This window comes from Tropicibacter alexandrii (genome assembly GCF_003667315.2).
GTDB lineage: Bacteria > Pseudomonadota > Alphaproteobacteria > Rhodobacterales > Rhodobacteraceae > Tropicibacter > Tropicibacter alexandrii.
Genome location: NZ_RCTZ02000006.1, coordinates 63,607 through 85,216, shown reverse-complemented (window position 1 = coordinate 85,216; position 21,610 = coordinate 63,607). Strand labels below are relative to the sequence as shown.

21 protein-coding genes and 1 tRNA gene are annotated in these 21,610 nt (G+C 65.1%); 11 read left to right on the top strand and 11 right to left on the bottom strand.

Features of this window, described 5'->3' with window-relative positions; all coding sequences use genetic code 11:
* Positions 1-387 precede the first annotated feature (387 nt).
* Together D8Z78_RS09715 and D8Z78_RS09710 are read left to right on the top strand one after the other, a co-directional pair.
* Entirely contained in the window at positions 388-1,821 is a 1,434-nt protein-coding gene (locus D8Z78_RS09715; RefSeq protein WP_121630606.1) for a hypothetical protein, read from the top strand.
* A 71-nt stretch (positions 1,822-1,892) separates the two neighbouring features.
* On the top strand, positions 1,893-2,297 hold the full coding sequence (locus D8Z78_RS09710) for a c-type cytochrome (protein ID WP_121630607.1): 405 nt from the start codon (positions 1,893-1,895) through the stop codon (positions 2,295-2,297).
* Here the strand turns inward: D8Z78_RS09710 and D8Z78_RS09705 are convergent.
* Together D8Z78_RS09705 and D8Z78_RS09700 are read right to left on the bottom strand one after the other, a co-directional pair.
* Complete coding sequence (locus D8Z78_RS09705; RefSeq protein WP_338064680.1) at positions 2,294-3,022, bottom strand: hypothetical protein; 729 nt, start codon at positions 3,020-3,022, stop codon at positions 2,294-2,296. The genes D8Z78_RS09710 and D8Z78_RS09705 overlap by 4 nt on opposite strands.
* 156 nt (positions 3,023-3,178) lie before the next feature.
* Positions 3,179-3,254: transfer RNA gene (locus tag D8Z78_RS09700), tRNA-Lys, on the bottom strand.
* Positions 3,255-3,423: 169 nt separating this feature from the next.
* Here D8Z78_RS09700 and dapF point away from each other — a divergent pair.
* Genes dapF through D8Z78_RS09680 form a run of 4 tightly spaced genes read left to right on the top strand, consistent with a single transcriptional unit; the run spans position 3,424 to position 6,848 of the window.
* The gene (dapF, locus tag D8Z78_RS09695) at positions 3,424-4,254 is read left to right on the top strand and encodes a diaminopimelate epimerase (protein WP_206169663.1); all 831 of its coding nucleotides are present in this window, start codon (positions 3,424-3,426) and stop codon (positions 4,252-4,254) included.
* A complete protein-coding gene (gene mtaB / locus D8Z78_RS09690; protein WP_121630609.1) occupies positions 4,251-5,504 on the top strand; it encodes a tRNA (N(6)-L-threonylcarbamoyladenosine(37)-C(2))-methylthiotransferase MtaB in 1,254 nt (417 codons plus the stop codon). The genes dapF and mtaB overlap by 4 nt, the downstream gene beginning before the upstream one ends.
* Position 5,505: 1 nt before the next feature.
* Positions 5,506-6,120 (top strand): FMN-binding negative transcriptional regulator, encoded by a 615-nt coding sequence (locus D8Z78_RS09685; protein WP_121630610.1) that lies wholly within the window; start codon positions 5,506-5,508, stop codon positions 6,118-6,120.
* Positions 6,121-6,155: 35 nt separating this feature from the next.
* Positions 6,156-6,848: a CDP-alcohol phosphatidyltransferase family protein gene (locus D8Z78_RS09680; protein ID WP_121630670.1), complete on the top strand. Its 693-nt coding sequence runs from the start codon at positions 6,156-6,158 to the stop codon at positions 6,846-6,848.
* Between the two features lie 38 nt (positions 6,849-6,886).
* On the opposite strand, the gene xylA is transcribed toward D8Z78_RS09680, so the two are convergent.
* The 8 genes from xylA to D8Z78_RS09640 form a co-directional block, all read right to left on the bottom strand.
* The gene (gene xylA / locus D8Z78_RS09675; RefSeq protein ID WP_121630611.1) at positions 6,887-8,194 is read right to left on the bottom strand and encodes a xylose isomerase; all 1,308 of its coding nucleotides are present in this window, start codon (positions 8,192-8,194) and stop codon (positions 6,887-6,889) included.
* Entirely contained in the window at positions 8,191-9,639 is a 1,449-nt protein-coding gene (gene xylB, locus D8Z78_RS09670) for a xylulokinase (protein WP_121630612.1), read from the bottom strand. Before xylB ends, xylA begins: the two co-directional genes overlap by 4 nt.
* 170 nt (positions 9,640-9,809) lie before the next feature.
* Positions 9,810-10,775 carry an ABC transporter ATP-binding protein gene (locus D8Z78_RS09665; RefSeq protein ID WP_121630613.1) on the bottom strand — a complete coding sequence of 322 codons (966 nt, stop codon included), beginning with the start codon at positions 10,773-10,775 and terminating at the stop codon, positions 9,810-9,812.
* Positions 10,772-11,737 (bottom strand): ABC transporter ATP-binding protein, encoded by a 966-nt coding sequence (locus D8Z78_RS09660; RefSeq protein ID WP_121630614.1) that lies wholly within the window; start codon positions 11,735-11,737, stop codon positions 10,772-10,774. Before D8Z78_RS09660 ends, D8Z78_RS09665 begins: the two co-directional genes overlap by 4 nt.
* Complete coding sequence (locus D8Z78_RS09655; RefSeq protein ID WP_420824313.1) at positions 11,734-12,633, bottom strand: ABC transporter permease; 900 nt, start codon at positions 12,631-12,633, stop codon at positions 11,734-11,736. Before D8Z78_RS09655 ends, D8Z78_RS09660 begins: the two co-directional genes overlap by 4 nt.
* 88 nt (positions 12,634-12,721) lie before the next feature.
* Positions 12,722-13,696 (bottom strand): ABC transporter permease, encoded by a 975-nt coding sequence (locus tag D8Z78_RS09650; protein WP_121630615.1) that lies wholly within the window; start codon positions 13,694-13,696, stop codon positions 12,722-12,724.
* A 70-nt stretch (positions 13,697-13,766) separates the two neighbouring features.
* Positions 13,767-15,335, bottom strand: coding sequence for an ABC transporter substrate-binding protein (locus tag D8Z78_RS09645; RefSeq protein ID WP_121630616.1), 1,569 nt, complete (start codon positions 15,333-15,335; stop codon positions 13,767-13,769).
* Positions 15,336-15,421: 86 nt separating this feature from the next.
* Positions 15,422-16,363, bottom strand: coding sequence for a LysR substrate-binding domain-containing protein (locus D8Z78_RS09640; protein ID WP_121630617.1), 942 nt, complete (start codon positions 16,361-16,363; stop codon positions 15,422-15,424).
* 98 nt (positions 16,364-16,461) lie between these two features.
* On the opposite strand from D8Z78_RS09640, the gene D8Z78_RS09635 reads away from it, so the two are divergent.
* The 3 genes from D8Z78_RS09635 (at position 16,462) to D8Z78_RS09625 (ending at position 19,210) form a co-directional block, all read left to right on the top strand.
* On the top strand, positions 16,462-18,081 hold the full coding sequence (locus D8Z78_RS09635; RefSeq protein WP_121630618.1) for an amidohydrolase: 1,620 nt from the start codon (positions 16,462-16,464) through the stop codon (positions 18,079-18,081).
* Positions 18,078-18,911, top strand: coding sequence for a CobW family GTP-binding protein (locus D8Z78_RS09630; protein WP_121630619.1), 834 nt, complete (start codon positions 18,078-18,080; stop codon positions 18,909-18,911). Before D8Z78_RS09635 ends, D8Z78_RS09630 begins: the two co-directional genes overlap by 4 nt.
* Before the next feature lie 65 nt (positions 18,912-18,976).
* Positions 18,977-19,210, top strand: a complete 234-nt coding sequence (locus tag D8Z78_RS09625; RefSeq protein WP_121630620.1) for a hypothetical protein — start codon at positions 18,977-18,979, stop codon at positions 19,208-19,210.
* A gap of 132 nt (positions 19,211-19,342) precedes the next feature.
* On the opposite strand, the gene D8Z78_RS09620 is transcribed toward D8Z78_RS09625, so the two are convergent.
* Entirely contained in the window at positions 19,343-19,582 is a 240-nt protein-coding gene (locus D8Z78_RS09620; protein WP_121630621.1) for an accessory factor UbiK family protein, read from the bottom strand.
* 94 nt (positions 19,583-19,676) lie between these two features.
* Between D8Z78_RS09620 and lgt the strand changes: the two genes are divergently transcribed.
* Positions 19,677-20,555, top strand: coding sequence for a prolipoprotein diacylglyceryl transferase (lgt, locus tag D8Z78_RS09615; RefSeq protein WP_121630622.1), 879 nt, complete (start codon positions 19,677-19,679; stop codon positions 20,553-20,555).
* Positions 20,552-21,610, top strand: a complete 1,059-nt coding sequence (locus tag D8Z78_RS09610) for a class I SAM-dependent methyltransferase (protein WP_121630623.1) — start codon at positions 20,552-20,554, stop codon at positions 21,608-21,610. The genes lgt and D8Z78_RS09610 overlap by 4 nt, the downstream gene beginning before the upstream one ends.

Sequence of the window (21,610 nt, the reverse complement as noted above, 5' to 3'; positions counted from 1 at the left end):
GCAATGGCGCGGCGCGCGTAAACAGGTTTGCAACCTTTTGCAGGTCTTATCCCTGACAACACGAGACCGCCCTGCGCGCCCATCGGCGCGGACCTTGGGGGGCAATCCTGACAGGTTTAATGGTGCTGCACGGGTGCAGTCACCCGTGCGTGTCACGAGTGGGCCGGGGCCTGTGCGGCTCCGGCCTTTTGGTCCTGCCCTGACCGGCTTTTGCGTAAATTTTACGCGCCCAGCCTGAAATCACCAGAATTTCCGCCATGCTTTCACGCCCGGTTTGCGCTGCTTTTGCGCTGCGATCACACCGTGTGCGCATGCTCTGCCTAGCGATTGGTTAACGTGCGCCGGGTTTAAGGCGAAGAAAAGCGACATGACTCCGAGGGCACCGCAATGCGGACAGGGACAATTCAGGAAACCAGATTCAAGGTGATCGAGGGCGGGGGGGCCGGTTGCTCCGGCCTGCCGGACCTTTGCCCAAGACCGGCCCCGCGCCGCTCCGTGGCGGAACAGGCCGCCGAAATGGCCGAACTGTTCTTTTTCGGGCTGGTGCAGGACCTGCATCCGGACCAGTTGACCGATCCGCATGCACAGGTGCGGATCGACCGGCGTACTTCGGTCAGCCTGCACGAATTGCTGTGCGAATTGCGCAACCTCCCTTGGTATGGTGCCGCTGCCGCGGGACGTGGGCTGACATCCGACGTCGCCGCCCGGCGCGCCGCCCGCCTGAACGGCGATGACCAGCTGGTGCTGCGCAGGCTCGCGATCCTTGGACTGCACGATGACACCCCGACGGGCCTGTCCAGCCTTGTGACGCAGGACCACGCGGTCGGTCCCGGCGGCACCATCGACATACCGCTGCCCGGTCGCGACGCCCCGATGTCGCGCTGGCTGGGCTGGTGCGCGGCGCGCAGTGGCGCCGGGCTGCGCCTGCCCGGACAGCCGCCCACCGGTCCGACCGTGTCCCGCTGCACCGATCTTGTCCGGCACCTGCAAAGGACGCCCCCGGCGCGCATCTTTCACAACGCGGCGCTTGCGGCTTTGGCGCGCGGCGCGGCGCTATCCCCCGGCCTGAATGGATGGCGCGGCGGCGATCTGTTCGCGCTGATGGCCGAGGCCGAACGTCAGGCGATCCACCTGTCGCTGCTGCAGGCGGGACGTCAGGACCGGTTGACCCGCCCAGCGGTGACCAGCGCGCGCCTGTCGGTCGCGCTGACGACTGGCCCCGGCACCGTGCCTAGCCTCGACGCCGTGGCAGAGATGCTCAACGACCATGCGCCGGGGCTGGTGCATTGGATGACGCTGGCCAATCGGGCCCGGCGCGGCCCGCAGCGGACCGAGGTCAGCCTGTTCCTGCCGCTGTGCCCCGCAGGCACCCTGCCGCCGCTGCCCGCGGATCTGGCCTTGCACCTGACCGTGGCGGCCGCACTTGCCACCTTGGTCAAGGCGGTCTTCGACACCGTGCCACGCCCGGTGCGCATCGCCGGCAGCCGCCCCGCCGAGGTCGACCTCGCCCGGCAGGCGGATCTGGCCGTGGCCAATATCGCGCTCGCGCGGTTGGCGTCTGGCGGCTACTATCCGTCCGAGAACCTGCGCGACATGCGTGCCGGGCAGACCATCGCCCTGCGCCTGCTTCGGGAGGTGCTCGAAACGGACAACATGCCCGCCGATCTCGGCCTGACCGATTTCGACGGGCAGGCGCTGCGCCTGCGCGCGGTGGACCGCGCCGGGGGGCGCGGACATGCCATGCTGTCCGTGAACGGCGAGATCCGGCGCTGGCCACAATCCGGAGGCGCGCCGCACCCGCACCTGACCGCCGTGGTCTGACTTGATACCGATCAAGGTGCCTGCGCCGTGCGCGTGCAACCCTGACGCGGAGCGTTCAGGAGGATCACGTGATGCGTCGATGGATTGCCTTGGCCATGCTGGTCGCCAGCCCCGCCCTTGCCCAAGACCCCGATATCGGCGCGGCGCTCTATCGCACCCACTGCGCCACCTGCCACGGGCTGGAAGCCACCGGCGAAGGCCCGATGGCCGGTGCGTTGGTGATCAAGCCGGTCAACCTGACCGAGTTGGCAGCGCAGAATGGCGGTGAATTCCCCCTGATCCGCGTGATCAAGCGCATTGACGGGCGCGATCCACTGGTCAGCCACGGCTCGCCCATGCCGGTCTATGGCGACTATTTCGAAGGCGTGTTCGACGTGCCGCTGAAATCCGCCTCGGGCCAGCCGGTTCTGACCTCACGCCCGGTGGTCGACCTCGTCGCCTACCTGCAATCGATCCAGCGCTCAGAGCCCGACTAGCGGCAGATCCCCTCGGTCTGCACTCCGCGCCAAGGCACGCGGATTTCGGGCGCGTCCAGCGCATCGTCCAGCGACTGGATGGGCATGTGACGCCCGATCATGTCGCGCAGGCGGGACGTGCGCGGCGCCTCGGGGTCGAGCAGGCGACAGCAGACATATTCCTCGACGATGCTGCCCTGCTGCTCGTACCCGTAATCGAGAAAGCCACGGGTGTTGTCCGGGTCGAACAGGTACGGATCGGCCTGCCCGGCATGCTCGCGCAGGGCCTTGAGCGGGGTATAGCCGGTCCGCGCGCGGTTCTGCCATTGCCAGACATGTGTCATCTCATGCGCGAACAGCATCGCGTCCAGCAAGTCGACCCGATCGGGATAGCCGTCCAGAAAATCCGCCCGGAACAGGTCTTCGCGCACGAGGACCGTGTTGAACAGCACCGTGGCAGCGGGTGCAACGGTGATGGTGCGCGCCCCGTCCATGGGCGGCCATATCCGTTCCTGACAGGTGGTGCGCGGACGCACCGGAATCCGGTAGGTCACGGACCCGGCAAAATGCCCGTCGACGATGCGAATTCTTTCGGGATTGGTCTGCGCCCCTTGCAGGTCGGCCAGATAGGCCCGTTCCGACGGGGTCAAGGGGCGCCCGCAGGCCGCCAGCAATAGCAAAAGGATCATCACGACGCGCATGGCCAAAGCATCGCCCGGCCCCACGATCTTGTCCAGCGCTTCCACCGTCCCCGGCTTTCGAGCCAAGACTGCGAAGGAGCACTATCGCCCCTGCCCCTCCGCAACTTGCAGGAGTGGCGGAAACGTGCTGCGCACAGCCCTTCGCATACAGGGCGTCCAAAGGGCGATGAGGCCCGGAATTCCATGAATTTTCAGGGAGAGTGGTGAGCCGTGCAGGATTCGAACCTGCGACCCACTGATTAAAAGTCAGTTGCTCTACCAACTGAGCTAACGGCCCACTCTGTCCCGTCGGCAGCGTGTCCGCTGCGTCGGTGAGCGGGTTCCTAATCAGAGGGGGCGGGGGGGTCAAGCGGAAAACTGAAAAAAACGCACGCTTTTTCGCCAAGGCCCGGCGCGACCTGCAAACCGGCCTTTAAAGGCCCGTTGCGGCGGCGTATATCCGCGCCATGGAACAACTGCGCGAATCCGGTGTGCCCTTCATGAAAATGCACGGGCTGGGGAACGACTTCGTCGTGATCGATACCCGTGTGACCCCGATCGAGGTCACGCCTGCTCTCGCCATGGCGCTGGCGGATCGGCACAGGGGTGTGGGCTTTGACCAGTTGGCGCTGATCGGGCATGGCACCGGTGATGCTCATCTGACGTTCCTGAATTCCGACGGCAGCGGCTCTGCCGCCTGCGGCAATGCCACCCGCTGCATCGCGCGTTTCCTGATGGAGGAGACAGGCAAGGACCGCCTGACCCTCACCACGGATCGCGGCGCGCTGACGGCCGTCGATGCCGGGAGCGGGCTGACCTCGGTCAATATGGGTCCTCCGCAGCTGAAGTGGGACGAGATTCCGCTGGCCGAGGAAATGGACACGTTGGAACTGCCGATCGAAGGGACGCCCACTGCAACCGGCATGGGCAACCCGCATTGCACCTTTTTTGTGCCCGATGCCGAGGCGGTACCGCTGGAGCAATTCGGCCCGCGCTATGAGCATCACCCGCTTTATCCGCAGCGCACCAATGTGCAGGTCGCCAGCGTCATCGGCCCCGATCACCTGCGGATGCGGGTGTGGGAGCGCGGCGCGGGGCTGACGCTGGCCTCTGGCTCGTCCTCCTGCGCGACCGCCGTGGCCGCCGCGCGGCGCGGCCTGACCGGGCGGCAGGTGCGCATCGATCTGGACGGCGGCACGCTACATGTGGACTGGCGCGAGGATGGCGTCTGGATGACCGGCCCGACCGCCCATGTCTTTTCCGGCGTGCTGACGCCCGCATGGCTGGCCGCGCTATGACCGCGCCCAAGTTCACCACGCTGGGCTGCCGCCTGAACGCCTATGAGACCGAGGCGATGAAGCGTCTCGCCGACGAGGCGGGGCTCGACAATGCCGTGATCGTCAACACCTGTGCGGTGACAAACGAGGCGGTGGCCAAGGCGCGCAAGGAAATCCGTCGCCTGCGCCGCGACAACCCGAATGCCCGCGTAATCGTCACCGGCTGCGCCGCGCAGATCGACCCCGACAGCTTTGCCGCGATGGATGAGGTCGACCACGTCATCGGCAACACCGAGAAGATGGCGCCCGAGACATGGCGCGGTCTGAACGCGGATTTCATCGGCGAGACGGAAAAGGTGCAGGTCAACGACATCATGTCGGTGACGGAAACCGCCGGGCACCTGATCGACGGCTTCGGCACGCGCAGCCGCGCCTATGTGCAGGTCCAGAACGGCTGTGACCATCGCTGCACCTTTTGCATCATTCCCTATGGCCGGGGCAATTCGCGCTCGGTGCCCGCGGGGGTCGTGGTCGATCAGATCAAGCGCCTTGTGCAGCAGGGCTATAACGAAGTCGTTCTGACCGGGGTCGATCTGACCTCTTGGGGCGCAGACCTGCCGGGAGAGCCGCGCCTTGGCGATCTGGTCATGCGCATCCTGCGGCTGACCGATGTACCGCGTCTGCGCATCAGCAGCATCGACTCGATCGAAGCCGACGACAACCTGATGACGGCAATCGCGACCGAGCCGCGCCTGATGCCGCATCTGCACCTGTCGCTTCAGCACGGGGACGACCTGATCCTGAAGCGGATGAAGCGCCGCCATCTGCGCGACGACGCCATCCGCTTTACCGAAGAGGCGCGGCGCTTGCGCCCCGGCATCACCTTTGGCGCCGACATCATCGCCGGCTTCCCGACCGAGACCGAGGCGCATTTCGAAAACTCGCTCAAGCTGGTCGAGGACTGCAACCTGACCTGGCTGCACGTCTTCCCCTATTCGGCGCGTCCCAGCACGCCCGCCGCACGCATCCCGAACCGGGTCGACGGCGCCACGATCAAGGACCGCGCCGCGCGGTTGCGGGCGGCGGGCGATGCCGCCGTGGCCCGCCATCTGGCCGCGCAGACCGGGCAAGAACACCGCATCCTGATGGAATCCCCGGAGATGGGGCGGACGGAACAGTTCACCGAGGTGAGCTTTGCCACCGCCCAACCCGTGGGCCAGATCGTCACCGCGCGGATCACCGGCCATACGGCCACGCAGTTGCGGGTGTGAGATGTATCCGACACCGATCTTTCGCCGGACCGACAGTCGGTTTGCGCTGGACTTTGCCCGCAAGCGCGCCTTTGGCGTGCTGTGTGCCTCGACCGACACCGCGCCGATCCTGAGCCACGTGCCTTTCCTGCTGGCAGAGGACGGGCAGACCGCCGACATGCACCTGCTGCGCTCCAACCCGATCTGTGCGGCAGGCGGGCCTGTGACGCTGATGGTCTACGGCCCGGATGGCTATGTCTCGCCCGATTGGTACGGGATCGACGATCAGGTTCCGACATGGAACTACACAACGGTCCACCTGACAGGCCGGCTGGAGGCGCTGCCCCCCGGCACGATGCGCGACATGCTCGAACGCCAGTCGGCGTTTTTCGAGGCGCAGGTTCCGGGTAAATCACCATGGACGCTCGACAAGATGTCTCCCGACGCATTGAACCGCATGCTGCGCATGATCCTGCCCTTCCGCCTGCATGTCGACGACGTGCAAAGCGTCTTCAAGCTGAACCAGAACAAGACGGACGACGTGCGCCTGCGCGCCGCCGATCACATCGCTGACGGCTTCGGCAATGATCTTGCGGCGCTGGCCCCCATGATGCGGGACCTGCCGCCGGAAGGCTGATTGCACAAAAAGTGGAAATGGGCGAAGACAGGCAGATGAAGATTCAGACCCAAGCCCTGCTCGTCCACCTGTTCACCGCCACGGGCGCCGTGTTTGCCATGCTGGCGATGCTGGCCGCCGCCGAAGGCAAATGGCCGCTGATGTTCCTCTGGCTGGTCGTGGCCTTCATCGTCGACGGGATCGACGGGCCTCTGGCGCGCAAATACGAGGTCAAGACCAACGCACCTCGGTTCGACGGCGTGCTGCTGGACCTGATCATCGATTACCTGACCTACGTCTTCATTCCCGCTTTTGCGCTGTTTCAGAGCGGGCTTTTGCCCGGCTGGACGGGCTGGTTCGCGATCATCGTGATCACGTTCGCCAGCGCCATGTATTTCTGCGACAGCCGAATGAAGACCACGGATAACAGCTTTCAGGGCTTTCCGGGATGCTGGAACATGTTGGTCCTTGTGCTGTTCGCGGTCGAGCCGGATTTCTGGGTCATCCTCGGGCTGGTCGCCGTGCTGGCGGTGGCGATGTTCCTGCCGCTGAAATTCATCCACCCGGTGCGGACCGAACGCTGGCGCAGCGTGTCGTTGCCGATTGCACTGGCATGGACCTTCTTTGCCGGATGGGCGGCATGGGTCGAGTTCCATCCGGAAAGCTGGGCGCATTGGGGGCTGATCGCGACCTCGGTCTACCTGATCTCGGTCGGCGTCGTGCAACAGCTCATCCCCGCACGCACCTGAAGTAGGATGGGTGATCACCCATCCTACCCAAGTCTGCCCTAGACGAACCGGTTGACGTAATTCTCAAGGCGCTCTTGGCGACCGGAGCGGGGCTGCGGGTCGAGACCCTCTCGCAGAACCTGCGCCTGCAAGCTTTCCAGATCGGACGCCAGAATGCCTTGTCCGCGCTCGGTCTGCCAATCGGCATAGCGCCCTGCCAAGGCATCTTCCAGACCGCCATCCTCCAGCATGGCAGCCGCCGCCTTCAGACCGCGCGCGCAGACATCCATGCCGCCCACATGCCCCGCAATCAGGTCAACCGGGTCGATCGACTGCCGCCGCAGTTTGGCGTCGAAGTTCGTACCGCCCGTGTCGAACCCACCGGCCTTCAGCACATGATAATAGGCCAGCGCCACCTCGGGCACGTTGTTCGGAAACTGGTCCGTATCCCAGCCCGACTGGTAGTCGTTGCGGTTCATGTCGATGCTGCCCAGCATCCCCTCGGAAGCCGCGACCGCCAGTTCATGCTCGAACGAATGCCCGGCCAGGATCGCATGGCCTTGTTCGAGGTTCAGCTTCACCTCGTTTTCCAAGCCATACTTGCGCAGGAACCCGATGCAGGTCGCCGCGTCATAGTCGTACTGGTGCTTGGAGGGTTCCTGCGGTTTGGGTTCGACAAGGATCGTGCCCTTGAAGCCGATCTTGTGCTTGTAATCGACGACCATGCTCAGGAAGCGCCCCATATGGTCCAGTTCCTGCCCCATATCGGTGTTCAACAGCGTCTCATAGCCTTCGCGCCCGCCCCACAGGACGTAGTTCTGGCCGCCCAGCTTCATGGTCGCGTCCATGCAGCCTTTGACGGTCGCCGCAGCATAGGCAAAGACCTCCGGATCCGGGTTGGTCGATGCGCCCGCCATCCAGCGCCGATGGCTGAACATGTTGGCCGTGCCCCAAAGGCAGCCCAGATCGCGCCCTTCCATCCCGGCACCGATATAGTCGGTGATCTCGTCCAGCGTCGCGAGGTTCTCGCCATAGCTGCCCTGCTCGGGCCGCAGGTCAGCATCGTGCCAGCAGAAGAACGGCTGGCCGAGGATGTCGAACATCTCGAGCGCCACGTCGGCTTTCAGCTTTGCATTGGCCATGCTGTCCTGCGGGTGCCACGGACGTTCGAACGTCAGCCCGCCGAACGGGTCGCCACCTTCCCACGCGAAGGAATGCCACCACGCGCAGGCAAAGCGCAGGTGCTCCTCCATCCGCTTGCCAAGGATGACCTCGTCGGGGTTGTAGTGCCGATAGGCCAGCGGGTTGTCGCTGTCCGGCCCCTCATAGCGCACCTTGTCGATGCCGTCGAAAAATCCTGTAGTCATTTTAGGGTCCTCACTCCCGGGTAAATCTCACGCCACCGCTGGTAGGCGTCCTCATAGGCGGTGCGCAGGTCGGCGACAGGCTCGATCGTCTCGGCCACGGCGGGCCGGGTCATGATGTCGTCCACGCTGCCCGCGCCCGAGCCGACCATCGCCAGACGCGCCGCGCCCAAAGCGGCACCAAAATCGCCCGCCTCCGGCAAGTCCAGCGGGGTGTCCAGAAGCGTGGCGATCGTTTGCACCCAAAAGCGCGAGGCAGCCCCGCCGCCAATCGCCAGCAGGCTTTGCAGATCGGCACCGGTCGAGCGCAGCGCCTCGGCGCTGTCGCGCAGCGCAAAGGCCACGCCTTCCATCACCGCCTGCGTCATGTCGCGGCGCTCATGCGCCACTTCGAGGTTCAGGAAGGCGCCACGGATGGCGCTGTCATTATGCGGCGTGCGTTCGCCCGACAGGTACGGCAGAAAGCGCAGCGATGACGGGCCGTTGACTTCATCCAGTTCGCTGGCCAGATCGGCGGGCTTGGTTCCGGTGATGCGGCTCAGCCAGTTCAGGCTGTCGGTCGCCGCAAGGATCACCCCCATCTGATACCACTGCCCGGGCACGGCGTGGCAGAACGTATGCACCGCGCTTTCCGGCAAGGGCGCGTAGCCATCGCGCCCGGTCAGCAGAACGCCGGAGGTACCAAGACTGACGAAGCCAGTCCCCTCGCTCATCGCGCCCACACCGCAGGCGGCCGCAGCATTGTCCCCTGCCCCGCCAACCACGACGCAGGATGCGGGCATCCCCCAACGGTCGGCCAGATCGGGACGCAAGGTGCCGCCAACCTCGCACCCCTCGACGAGATCCGGCATCTGGTCGGCGCGCATGTCCCCCGCCGCCAGCAGCGTATCCGACCAGTCCCGCGCGCCCACATCCAGCCACGATGTGCCGGCACTGTCGGACATGTCGGCGAAATACGACGCGGTCAGGAAGAAATTCATGTAGGCGGCGGGCAACAGGACCTTGGCCACCTTCTCGAAGACCTCGGGTTCGTTGCGTTTCACCCATAGCAACTTGGGCGCCGTGAAACCCGGGAAGACGATGTTGCCCGACAGGGCACGCACCCCGTCGATGGCATCCAGTTCGGCGGCCTCCTCGAAACTGCGCGTGTCGTTCCATAGGATGCAGGGGCGCAAGACCTCCCCGGCGGCATCCAGCAGGGTCGCTCCGTGCATGTGACCGGACACACCGATCCCGCGCATGGCGGCCATCCGCTCGGGGTGGTCCGCCTTGAGTTTGCCCAGCACGAGATCGACCGCAGCAACCCAATGGGCCGGGTCCTGCTCGGACCAGCCGGGATGCGGATGTGCCCCCGCATAGGCATGTGATTCCGACGCGATCGGCGCTCCGGCCTCGTCCACCAGAAGGGCGCGCAGCCCCGAGGTTCCCAGATCCAGTCCCAGATACATGGCATACTCCCTTGTTGGCGCAAACATAGCCAGTCGCTGCGCCCTCGGAAAGGTCGGATGCCTCCGGCGGGGGTATTTACACCAAGAAGAAACCAAGAGCGCCCAAAGGGATGGTGGGTGGGGCGATTTGCGCAGCAAGAGCGTCCGGGCCGAAGGTCCGGCCCACCCACCTATCCCGGAAAGTGGCAGGCCGCCTTGTGCCGCCCTCCCTCGAGCACGGGCGGGATGTCGCGACAGATCGCCTGCACCTTGGGACAGCGCGCGGAAAACGCGCAGCCCGCAGGCGGGGCAGTGGGGCTGGGCGGGTCGCCCTTCACCGCCATCGGTCGCTGAAAACCCCGGGACTTGCGGCGGGTCATGCTCGGCGCAGCCGAGAGCAAGGCCTGTGTATAGGGGTGGCGCGCCCCAGCGAACACGGCCTCGGCCGGGGCGATCTCGACGATCTGGCCGAGATACATCACCGCGACATCGTCACAGACATGGCGGACCACGCCCAGATCGTGGCTGATGAACAGGTAGGCAAGGCCCATTTCCGCCTTGAGTTCGGCCAAAAGGTTCAGGATCTGCGCCTGTATCGCGACATCGAGCGCCGATACCGGCTCGTCGCAGACCAAAAGCTTCGGCCCCGGCGCCAGCGCCCGGGCGATCGAGATGCGCTGGCGCTGCCCGCCAGAGAACTGGTGAGGAAAGAGACCAAGCTGATCCTCGCGCAGACCGACACGGGCGAACAGTTCGCGCACCCGGGACTCGCGGTCCTTCCGTGTGCCCATGGCAAGCAGGTCGAGCGGTTCGCGCACGATGTCGCCCACCCGGGCACGCGGGTTCAGCGAGGAATACGGGTCCTGAAAGATCAGCTGGATTTCACCGCGCCGGGCCCGCATCCGGTCGGGTGAGAGTTTCAACAGGTCATCGCCGCGAAACAACACCTGCCCGCCCGTGGCCTCTTCCAGCCGGATTGCCGCCATCGCCGTGGTCGTCTTGCCAGAGCCGCTTTCGCCGACGAGGCCCAGCGCCCGCCCTTCGGCGACGTCAAAGCTGACACCGCGCACCGCCTGCAACACCGGTCGCGGCGCAAAGGGGCGGGGACGTGGCAGGGCAAAATCGACCCGCAGGTCGCGGACTTCCATCAGGCTCATGCCCAGCCCTCCTGTGCACCGAAACAGGCGACGCGGTGCGCCGCGCCGCGCAGGACAGGCTGCCGCGCCCGGCAGGTTTGCCGGGCAAAGTCGCATCTCTCGGCAAAGGAACAGCCTTCCCCCAGCAGGTGCAGCGGCGGCACGACGCCGGGGATTTCCTTGAGCGCACCGGCATGGTCGAGCGAGGGGATGCAGCCGATCAGCCCCCGCGTATACGGGTGGCGCGGATGGTCCAGCACGTCATCGGCCAAGCCCTCTTCGATCACCCGGCCCGCATACATGACGGCGACCCGATCCGCCATTTCGCTGACGGCCCCCATGTCATGCGTGATCATCAGGATCGCCGCCCCGAAATCGCGCTGGATCTCGTTGAGCAGATCAAAGATCTGCGCCTGCACCGTAACATCCAAGGCCGTGGTCGGTTCATCCGCGATCAGCACCTTGGGACGACACGACACCGCCATGGCGATCATCACCCGTTGACGCATCCCGCCCGACAATTCATGCGGGTAGGCCTTGGCACGCTCGGCCGCCGATGGAATGCCGACCCGGTCCAGCAACGCCACGGCGGCGTTCCACGCCGCATCGCGCGTCACGTCCTGATGCAGCAGGATGGCCTCGGCGATCTGGTCGCCCACGGTAAAGACCGGGTTGAGCGACGTCATCGGCTCCTGAAAGATCATCGCGATCTCGGCCCCGCGCAGGGCGCGCATGCGCGCCTCGGACGCTTTCGTCAGATCCTCGCTGTTCAGACGGATCGCGCCCCCGACGATGCGCCCCGGCGGCATCGGGATCAGTCCCATGGTGCTCAGCGCGGTGATCGACTTGCCACAGCCCGACTCACCCACGACACACAGGGTCTCTTGCGCGTTCAACGTCAACGACACGCCGTCCAAAGCCGTCACCGCGCCGTGGCGGGTCTGGAACGTGACCTTGAGCGCGTCGATTTCCAGAAGGCTCATCGCGACCTCAACTTCGGATTGAAGGCGTCGTTCAGACCGTCACCGATCAGCGACACGGCGAAGACCGTCAGGAAAATCGCAAGGCCGGGAAAGGTCACGGGCCACCACGCATCCAGAATATAATCCCGGTTCGCCCCGATCATCAGGCCCCAGCTCATGACGTTGGGATCGCCAAGACCCAAAAAGGAAAGTCCGGCCTCGAACAGGATCGCCACCCCGACGGTCAGCGTCGCCGAAACGATCAGCGGCGGTGCGGCATTGGGCAGGATCACCGTCCACATGATCCGCCCATCCTGCGCGCCGATGGCGCGGGCGGCGGTGACGTATTCCAGTTGCTTGATCTTCAGGAACTCGGCCCGAGTCAGACGCGCGGTCTGCGGCCAGCTGACCACGCCGATGGCGATGGCGATGGTCCACAGGGACGGCGAAAACAGCGTGACCAGAACCATGGCGAACAACAAAGCGGGCAAGACCTGAAAGAATTCCGTGATCCGCATCAACAGGTTGTCCACCCATCCCCCGAAATACCCAGCCAGTGCTCCAAGGCTGATGCCGATCCCCATGGTGATAACCGCCGCCGCGGCACCGACGGCCAAGGTCGGCCCGCCCCCGGCCAGAAGCCCGGCCAAGATGTTGCGCCCCAGATAATCGGTGCCAAGCGGAAACTCCGGCGTCACACCGGGCGGCTCATGCGGCGCCCAGACGATCTCGAACGGATCACCGCCGTAGAACAAGGTGCCGTAGAGCACCGCCAGAACGATGCATATCAGGATCAGCAGCCCGCACACCGCCGGGATATTGCGGCGAAACATCCGCCATGCCTCGCGACCGGGGCTCTCGGCCTTGGGGGCGCGTGCGGCACGCCCGATCATCGCGCGCGGGGTCGGGTCCTTCATGCGTCCGCCCCTTCTTTGGTCCCCAAATACCTCGGGGGTGTGGGGGCTGGCCCCCACTCCGACAGATGCCACAGGATGCGACACGCGATCATGCGCGCCCCCGCAGCCGGGGGTCCGCCAGACGATAGCTGAGATCGGTCAGGATATTGGCGACGACCACCATCGCAGAGGCAAAGAACAACACCCCCATGATCGTCGGATAATCCCGCCGCAGGATGGAATCGAAGGCCAGCCGCCCCATGCCGGGCCAGTTGAACACGGTTTCGACCAGCAACGCACCAGAGATCAGGTTGCCGAATTGCAGCCCGGCCACGGTCAGGATCGGCAGCGCGGCGTTGCGCAGCGCATGCCGAAACAGGACGGTCCGCTCCTTGGCACCCTTGGCACGGGCCGTCCGGATATAGTCTGCCCCCAAGACCTCCAGCATCGAGGCGCGCGACAGCCGGGCATATTGCGCAAGGTAGATCACGGCAAGGGTCACGGCTGGCAATACGAGGTGGTGCAGGACATCCAGCACTTTGATGTACCACGCCGCCTCGCGCAGCTTGACGCTCGACATGCCCTCGACGGGGAAGACGGGCAGAACGCTTGCAAACAGGATGATCAGCATGATCCCGGTCCAGAACACCGGCACCGCATAGCCGATGGTCGCGAACACCGAAACAAAGGCGCTCATGGCGCCGTTCGGCTTGCGTGCCGCCAGCACACCAAGGAAGATCCCGACGACGATCGACAGCACCTGTGCCGCGACGACCAGCAGGATCGTCGGCCCGATGCGCTGGCCAATCAGATCGACGACCGGCTGGTTGAAAAAGAAGCTCTCGCCCAAGTCCCCGCGCAACACGTTGCCAAGGTAGATGCCCAATTGCACCGGCAAAGGCTTGTCCAGACCGTAATCGATGCGGATCGCCTCAAGGACCTCTTCGGTCGCCCCGCCCATCTCCCCCGCGATCACCACCGCCGGGTCGCCCGGCGCGAGCCGGATCAGGAAGAAGTTGAGGACGACGACTCCCAGCATCAGGAGCGCGCCGTAAAAGATGCGCCTGGCCAGAAAACTGCCCATCACTTACCCCTCGAGGTGCAAGGCCCTTCGAAGGGCCTTGCAAAAGTCTTGCAAGACTTTTGCGCGCGCATCACTCGCCCCAGGAAACCGTGTCCATCGGGTGCATGGTGCCCCAGATCCCCACGGGCACATTCCGAAGCCGGGTGTCATAGGCGGTATGATAGGGCGTCGCATTGATCCAGTAGACCGGCATGTCCTGCGCCACGATCTGCTGGAACTCGGCATACAGCGCCTTGCGCGCCTCTGCATCCATCTCGACCGCGGCCTTGTTCAGGATCTCGTCGACCCGCTCGTTGCAATAGCTCTGCGTGTTGGACCAGATCACCCCCTGCACGATGTTCGAGCATAGGTAGGTGCGGTGGACGCCGATCACCGGATCGCCCCAGTTGAACACAAGGTCCATCGTCATGTCGAAGTCGTGGCCGCTGACACGGCCCGCCCAAGTCGGGAAATCCGGCGCGGCGCGGACCGTCACATCGATCCCGATCTTCTTGAGCTGGGATTTCAGGTATTCGGCGACGCTTTGCTGCTGCTCCTTGGGACCGGGGATGTAATCCACGGTCAGCTCCATCCCGTCGGCATAGCCCGCCTCGGCCATCAGCGCGTTGGCCTTGTCCAGATCGACGTCATAGGCCGGGATCGAGGCATCGAAGAACGGCGAGCTTTCGATGATCGGCGACCGCTGCACCTGCGACACCCCGCGATGCAGCGCCTTGGTGATGAAGTCGCGATCGACCGCATAGGCGATCGCCTGCCGCACCCGAACATCGCTCAGCTTTTCGGATTTCGTGTTGAAGGCCAGCCAGTTGATCGGGCCGATGCCCGCATAGCCCTGATCCGTGATGGCGAGTGTGTCGACCTTTTCCAGACGGCGGATTTCCTGCGACCCGGCCATGAACGGATACATGTCCGCCTCGCCGTTCTCCATAGCGATCAACAGGGCGGACGGGTCCTTGATGATGCGGATGATGATCTCATCCAGCACGGGGCGGTTCTCGATGAAGAAATTCGGGTTCTTCTTCAGCACGATGCTTTCGCCGGGATTGAATTCCTCCAGCAGGAAGGGGCCGGAACCGACGGGCGCAGAGTTCGCCGGATGCGATTTGATGTCCTGACCGTCACCGTAAATGTGTTTCGGGATCACCGGCGACAGCGCGGGCGAAAGGGCCAGCAAAAGCGCGGGATGCGGCTGGCTGAGCCGGATCACGGCCGTGTTCGGATCGGGGGTCTCGACCGTTTCGACCGGGGCGAACATCGACTGGAAGGGGTGGTTTGCCTTCGTCGTCATGATCGAAAAGGCCACATCCTCCGAGGTGATGGGCTGCCCGTCATGGAACGTCGCGCCCTCGACGAGGTTCAGGGTGACGCTCAGACCGTCCTCGGCCACGGTCCAGCTTTCGGCAAGATAGGGCTGCGGCTCCCAGTTCTCGTCATAGCGCAGCGGCGAGGCGAATATCTGGGTCGAGGGCACACCGGTGGCGATCCCCGATTGCACTGCACCGTTCAGGTGACGCGGCACCTGCGACGAGGCGATGATCAGGCTGCCATCGGCAAAGGCCGCCGGGGCCATCACTGCGGTGGAGGTCAGGGCCGTGGCGCAAAGCGCCGCCGCCCGCAAGGCGCGCGTCACAATAGTCATCGTCTTCTCCCGGTTGCTTTTGTTGTTACCCAAAGCCTAGCCACGCACGTAACTACAGAAAACAGTGTTTTCTGTTCCCGGAAAGATTACTTTGTGGTGCTTTCAGGCTCTGCCAACAACAGCGACGCAAAGGCCCCGCGTTGCGCAATTTCACGGCAGGTCGACAGAACCGACTGGACCAGCGCCGATTTTGCCGAGGCCGCCGTGTAGGCGACTCCAAAACGCGGACTGTCTATTTCGCCCCGGATGGGACGCGCGATATAGCCGCTGGAGCCGTCCCGATCCTGCACACCACAGATATTGAGCAGCGAGAACCCGAACCCGGCCCCGACCAGCCCGCGCAGCACAAGGCTTGACTTGGTGGTATGGGCCACATCGACCCCAAGACCCGCATTCTCGAACAGGCCTTTGAAATAGCGGCGCGTTCCCGGCAGATCGAGCAGGATCATCGGCAGCCTCGACAGTTCCTCCAGCGAGACGGTGCCATGCTCTGCAAGCGGCGAGGGCCAAGGCAAGAGCGCCCAAGGCGGCGCGCGAAACATCGCCTCGAAGGGCTGTTTTTCGGGAGTTTCACGGCGATAGGTCAAGGCCACATCCACCTCTCCCTCGGCCAGCATCTGGTTGATGCGGTGCATGTCCCCCTCTTTCAGTTCAATGCGGATATCGGGGAAATCCGCCCGGATCGCCTTGAGGATCGTTGGAAGGACATGCGGGGCGGTGGGGGCATAACAGCCCATGCGCAGCACGCCCGCGGGCCGCCCCGTCATGCTGAGCAGATCGGATTCCAGCACACGCGCCTCATCCAGAAACGCCTCCAGCCGCGCCCCGACGCTCGCCCCCAGATCGGTCGCCACTAGCCCTCTGGCCGGAATGCGCCGGAACAGTTGCTGGCCCAGCTCGGCCTCGATCTGGTCGATGGCCGCGACGATCGAGCTTTGCGAGATGTTCAGGCCCTGCGCCGCCCGGGCGATCGACCCCTTGTGCAAAACCGCCGTGACATAGCGCATCTGCTTCAGTGTCAGGTTCATGGCATAACCACATTTTCTAATTCTTACTCGCACAGTAAAAACATTTTATCACGGAACAAGCCCAGTTTACGCCTTTGGCCACAAGTCCAGAGGTGCCCATGACCGCCATCACCGTGTTTTCCGCGCAGAAAATCGTCACGCTCGACCCGGATCAGCCGCAGGCAACCCACGTCGCGGTAAAAGACGGGCGCATCCTCGCCTTGGGCGATGCGTCCTGCGCCGATCAATGGGGTGCGGTCCGCCACGATGACAGTTTGTCGGACTGCATCCTTGCCCCCGGCTTCGTCGAGGGGCACGCCCACATGATGGCCGGGGCCATGTGGCAATACGTCTATGCGGGGTATCACGACCGCGCCGACCCGAACGGCAAGCTCTGGTCCGGCCTGTCCACGCTGGACGCCGTGGTGGCCCGCCTCAAGGACCAAGAGGCGCAGCTGCCCGAAGGCCAGCCCTTGGTGGCTTGGGGCCTCGACCCGATCTTTCTGCCGGGCGAAAGGCTGTCCAAGGTGCATCTCGATCAGGTCAGCACGACCCGTGCCATCATGGTCATGTTCTCGAACTTCCACCTGCTCTGCGCCAATTCCGTCGCGCTCGACATGGTCGGCTATGGCGCCCACACCAATGCCGAGGGCGTGGTCAAGGGCACCGATGGCGAACCCACCGGCGAGTTGCAGGAAATGGCGGCGATGTTCCCGCTGATGCGCCGCCTCGGCGCCGATTTCCGCGCGCTGTCGATGACCGATGACGCCGTCAAAAGCTATGCGCAGGTCTGCAACCGGGCGGGCGTGACCACCGCGACGGATCTCTATTCGACGATGGAGGAACGTGACCTCGCGCGGTTGCTGGCCCTGACCGGCGCCGACGATTTCCCGCTGCGGCTGGTGCCCGCGCTCGGCGCGAATGCTGCGCCCGAGACCATCTCGGCGCGCGCTCTGACATTGCGCGCGCACTCCACCGACAAGCTGCGCATGGGCGCGGTCAAGATCATGACCGACGGCTCGATCCAAGGGTGGACGGCGCGGGTGCGCTGGCCCGGCTATGTCGGCGGCCAGCCCAACGGGATCTGGAACACCGCCCCCGACCAGATCCGCGCGCTCTGCCTTGAAATGCAGCGCGCCGGTCTGCCCATGCATATCCACGTCAACGGCGACGAGGCCTCCGAGGTCACGATCGAGGCGCTGGCTCAGGCCAAGGCCGCCCATCCCCGTCCCGGTCTGCGCCATGTGCTGCAGCACGCCCAGATGATGGATGCCGCGCAATTCGCGCGGGCGCGCGAGCTTGACCTTTGCGTCAACCTCTTTGCCAACCACATCTGGTATTTCGGCGACCAGCACGCCGCCCTGACCATAGGTGAGACCCGCGCCGCCCGCATGGACGCCTGCCGCGCCGCGCTGGATGCCGGGGTCGGCCTTTCGATCCATTCCGACGCGCCGGTGACGCCGCTCGGGCCGCTGTTTACCGCGTGGTGCGCCGAGACACGCAAGACCATGTCAGGCCGCACGTTGGGCGCCGCGCAGCGCATCACCCGCGGTCAGGCGCTGCACGCGATCACCATGGGACCGGCCCACAGCCTTGGGTTGGACGCCGAGATCGGCTCGATCACCCCCGGCAAGCGCGCGGATTTCGCGCTGCTGGATGCCTGCCCGCTGACCACGCCCGACCTGCGCGACATCACCGTCAAGGGCACGGTTCTGGGCGGGACAATCTTCCGCACATGAGCCGCCTGCCCCTGACCGTCATCGGCGGCTATCTCGGCGCGGGCAAGACCACGCTGATCAACCGCCTTCTGGCCGGGGATCACGGTTTGCGCCTGATGGTACTGGTCAACGATTTCGGTGCCGTCAACATCGACGCGCAACTGCTGAAGACGGCGACCGAGGACCGGATCGAGCTGACCAATGGCTGCGTCTGCTGTACCATGGGGGCAGACCTGTTCATGGCCATCGGCGACGTGCTCGACCGACCAGAGCGCCCCGACCATCTGCTGATCGAGGCCTCCGGCATCGGAGATCCGGCCCGCATCGCGCAAGCCGCCCTGACCGAGCCGGACCTCGCCCATGGCGGCACCGTGACGCTTGTCGACGGGCTGACTTGGGACACCTTGTCCACCGATCCCCAGATCGGCCCGCAGATCCGCGCCCAACGGGACATGGCCGATCTGGTTCTGACGACCAAGACCGCCGCCTTGCCCGGCACGACCGGGCTGGACACGCTAACCGACCCAGCGCCGCTGCTTCTGGGCCTGCGCCCGATCACCACCCCACGGCAAGTCTCTGCCCCGCACCCGGCCTATCGCAGCTGGACCACGACAACGGCCGCACCGATGGACCTCTCTGCCCTGCGTGCGCATCTCGCGGCACGGCCCCCCGGCCTCTTCCGGCTGAAGGGTTGGCTGCCCGCCCCCGGCGCGGGCTGTTGGGAAATCCATTGCGTCGGGCCGACCATCGACATACGCCCCAGTGACCCGGCGCCGACCCGGTTGATCGGCATCGGCCTCGCCACGGCCCTTTCGCCGCAAGAGGCCGACCTCTGGTGGCAGGGCGATTAACCGACTCTCCCCAAATGCAGCGAATCGGCTACAGTGAGGTCACTTTCAACCTTGGGAGAATTTCAATGACCATTATCAAGACCGCCCTTGCGGGCGCATTCCTGCTGGCCGCCTCGACCGTGTCGGCCAGTGCTGCGGGCAAATACAGCATCTGTGACAAGCACAATTGCTACACCCCCGGCTGGCACTACTACTCCGGCAATTACAGCTACCTGACCTGCAAGGACCCGATGAAGCGCCTGACCTTCGTCAAGGGCCACCTCGCCTGCGTGCCGTGGAACGCACCGAAGAAGAAGTGACGAAAACGACCCCGGACCGACTGCCACGGCCCGGGGTCCCATCCAACCTCGACAGATGCACCAAAGCGGCACGGGCCGGTGGGGGGGCGCTTTTCGGCGAAGCCGGAACAGAGCCTCCCGCCGGCCTGCCGCTTATTTGTTCTCCAGCGCCTCGATCCGCGCCAGCAGCGCCGCGTTTTCCTCGCGCGCCTTCTGCGCCATGGCACGAACCGCGTCGAATTCCTCGCGCGTGACGAAATCGCGATCGGCCAGCCAGCGATCCACCAGCCCCTTCATCGCGTTCTCCGCCTCTGTGCGGGCGCCCTGCGCCACGCCCATGGCATTCGTCATCAGTTGGGAAATATCGTCGAAAACCTTGTTGCGCGTTTGCATGGGTCACTCCACCTTTGCGTTCACAGCCTATATGGGCGTCACGACACAATTCCTCAAGGTTGACTTCCCCCGATAACCAGAGGCAACAGGACGCATGCAGGCTGTCATCCCCTTCCCGAACCTTTCGCCCGAACTGTTTTCCATCAGCCTTTTCGGCATGGAGTTCGCCCTGCGCTGGTATGCGCTGGCCTATATCGCGGGCATCCTGATCGGCTGGGCCATTGCCCGCCGCGTCATCAGCCGCCCCACCTTGTGGCCGGGCGACACCGCCCCCATGACCCGCGCACAGCTCGAAGACCTCGTCACTTGGGTCATCCTCGGCGTCATCCTTGGCGGCAGGCTGGGCATCGTGCTGTTCTACCACCCGGGCTACTACCTGCAAAACCCGGCAGAGATCTTCATGATTTGGCGCGGCGGCATGTCCTTCCATGGCGGGCTGTTGGGGGTTGTCCTTGCCGCTTGGGTCTGGACCGGGCGGCAGGGCGTGCCAAGACTGCCCACCGCCGACATGATGGCGCTGGCCACCCCGCCCGGTCTGCTGCTCGGGCGGCTTGCGAATTTCATCAATGCCGAACTCTGGGGCCGACCCTCGGACGCGCCCTGGGCCGTGATCTTTCCCGGCGAGCGCGCGCAGGATTGCGGCCAGCCGCTGGGCGAGCTCTGCGCCCGCCACCCCAGCCAGCTCTACGAGGCCGGTCTCGAAGGTCTCGCCCTCGGCCTGATCCTGCTGGTGCTCCTGAGGCGCGGCGCGCTCAAGACCCCCGGCCTGATCGCGGGCACCTTCATCGGTGGCTATGGCGTTGCGCGCTTCATCGTCGAGTTCTTCCGCCAGCCCGACGCGCAATTCGTCTCCGAAGGCAATCCGCTGGGCCTTGCCCTGCATCTGGGCGGCTACGGCCTGACCCAAGGCCAGATCCTGTCGCTGCCGATGATCCTGATCGGCCTCGTCCTGATCCTCCGGGCACGCCGATGACCGCGCTGGCCGACATCATCACGGCACAGATCAAGGCCACCGGCCCGATGCCGCTGGCCGAATATATGACCCTGTGCCTCAGCCACCCGCAGCATGGCTACTATATCACCCGCGACCCGCTGGGCGCGGCAGGTGATTTCACCACCGCGCCGGAAATCAGCCAGATGTTCGGCGAGCTGATCGGACTGAGCCTTGCGCAGGCATGGCTGGATCAGGGCGCGCCTTTCCGCTTTGCGCTGGCAGAACTCGGCCCCGGGCGTGGCACCCTGATGGCCGACATCCTGCGCGCCACCGCAGGCGTGCCCGGGTTTCACGACGCGGCTCAGGTACATCTGGTCGAGACCTCCCCGGTCCTGCGCGACGCGCAGGCACACCGGGTGCCCGGGGCCATCTGGCAGGACAGCGTCGAGACCCTGCCCGACCTGCCGCTATACCTCGTGGCGAACGAATTCTTCGACGCCTTGCCGATCCGGCAGTTCCAACGCGACGGCGCGGGGTGGCGAGAGCGGGTCGTGGGCCTTCAGGACGCGCGGCTGACGCTGGGCCTGTCCGATGCCAGTCCGCAAACCGCCCTGACCCACCGGCTCGACGATACGCAGGACGGCGATCTGGTCGAAACCTGTGCCCCGGCGCAGGCCATCGCCGCCGAGATCGGCGCACGCATTGCCGCTCACGGGGGGGCGGCGCTGATCATCGACTATGGCGACTGGCGCAGCCTTGGCGACACGTTTCAGGCGCTGAAAGCCCATGAAAGCGTCGATCCTTTGGCCTCCCCCGGTGAGGCCGATCTGACCGCGCATGTGGATTTCGAAGCCCTCGCACAGGCCGCTGCCCCTGCCCGCCACAGCCGCCTGACACCCCAAGGCGTCTTTCTGGAACGGCTGGGCATCACGCAGCGCGCGCAGGCGCTGGCGCGGGATCTGCGCGGTGACGCGCTGCAAAGCCATGTTGCCGCACATCGACGGTTGACGCACCCGCAGGAAATGGGTTCGGTATTCAAGACACTTGCCCTTTACCCCGAGGGCGCTTCGCCGCCGCCGGGGCTGGAACCATAG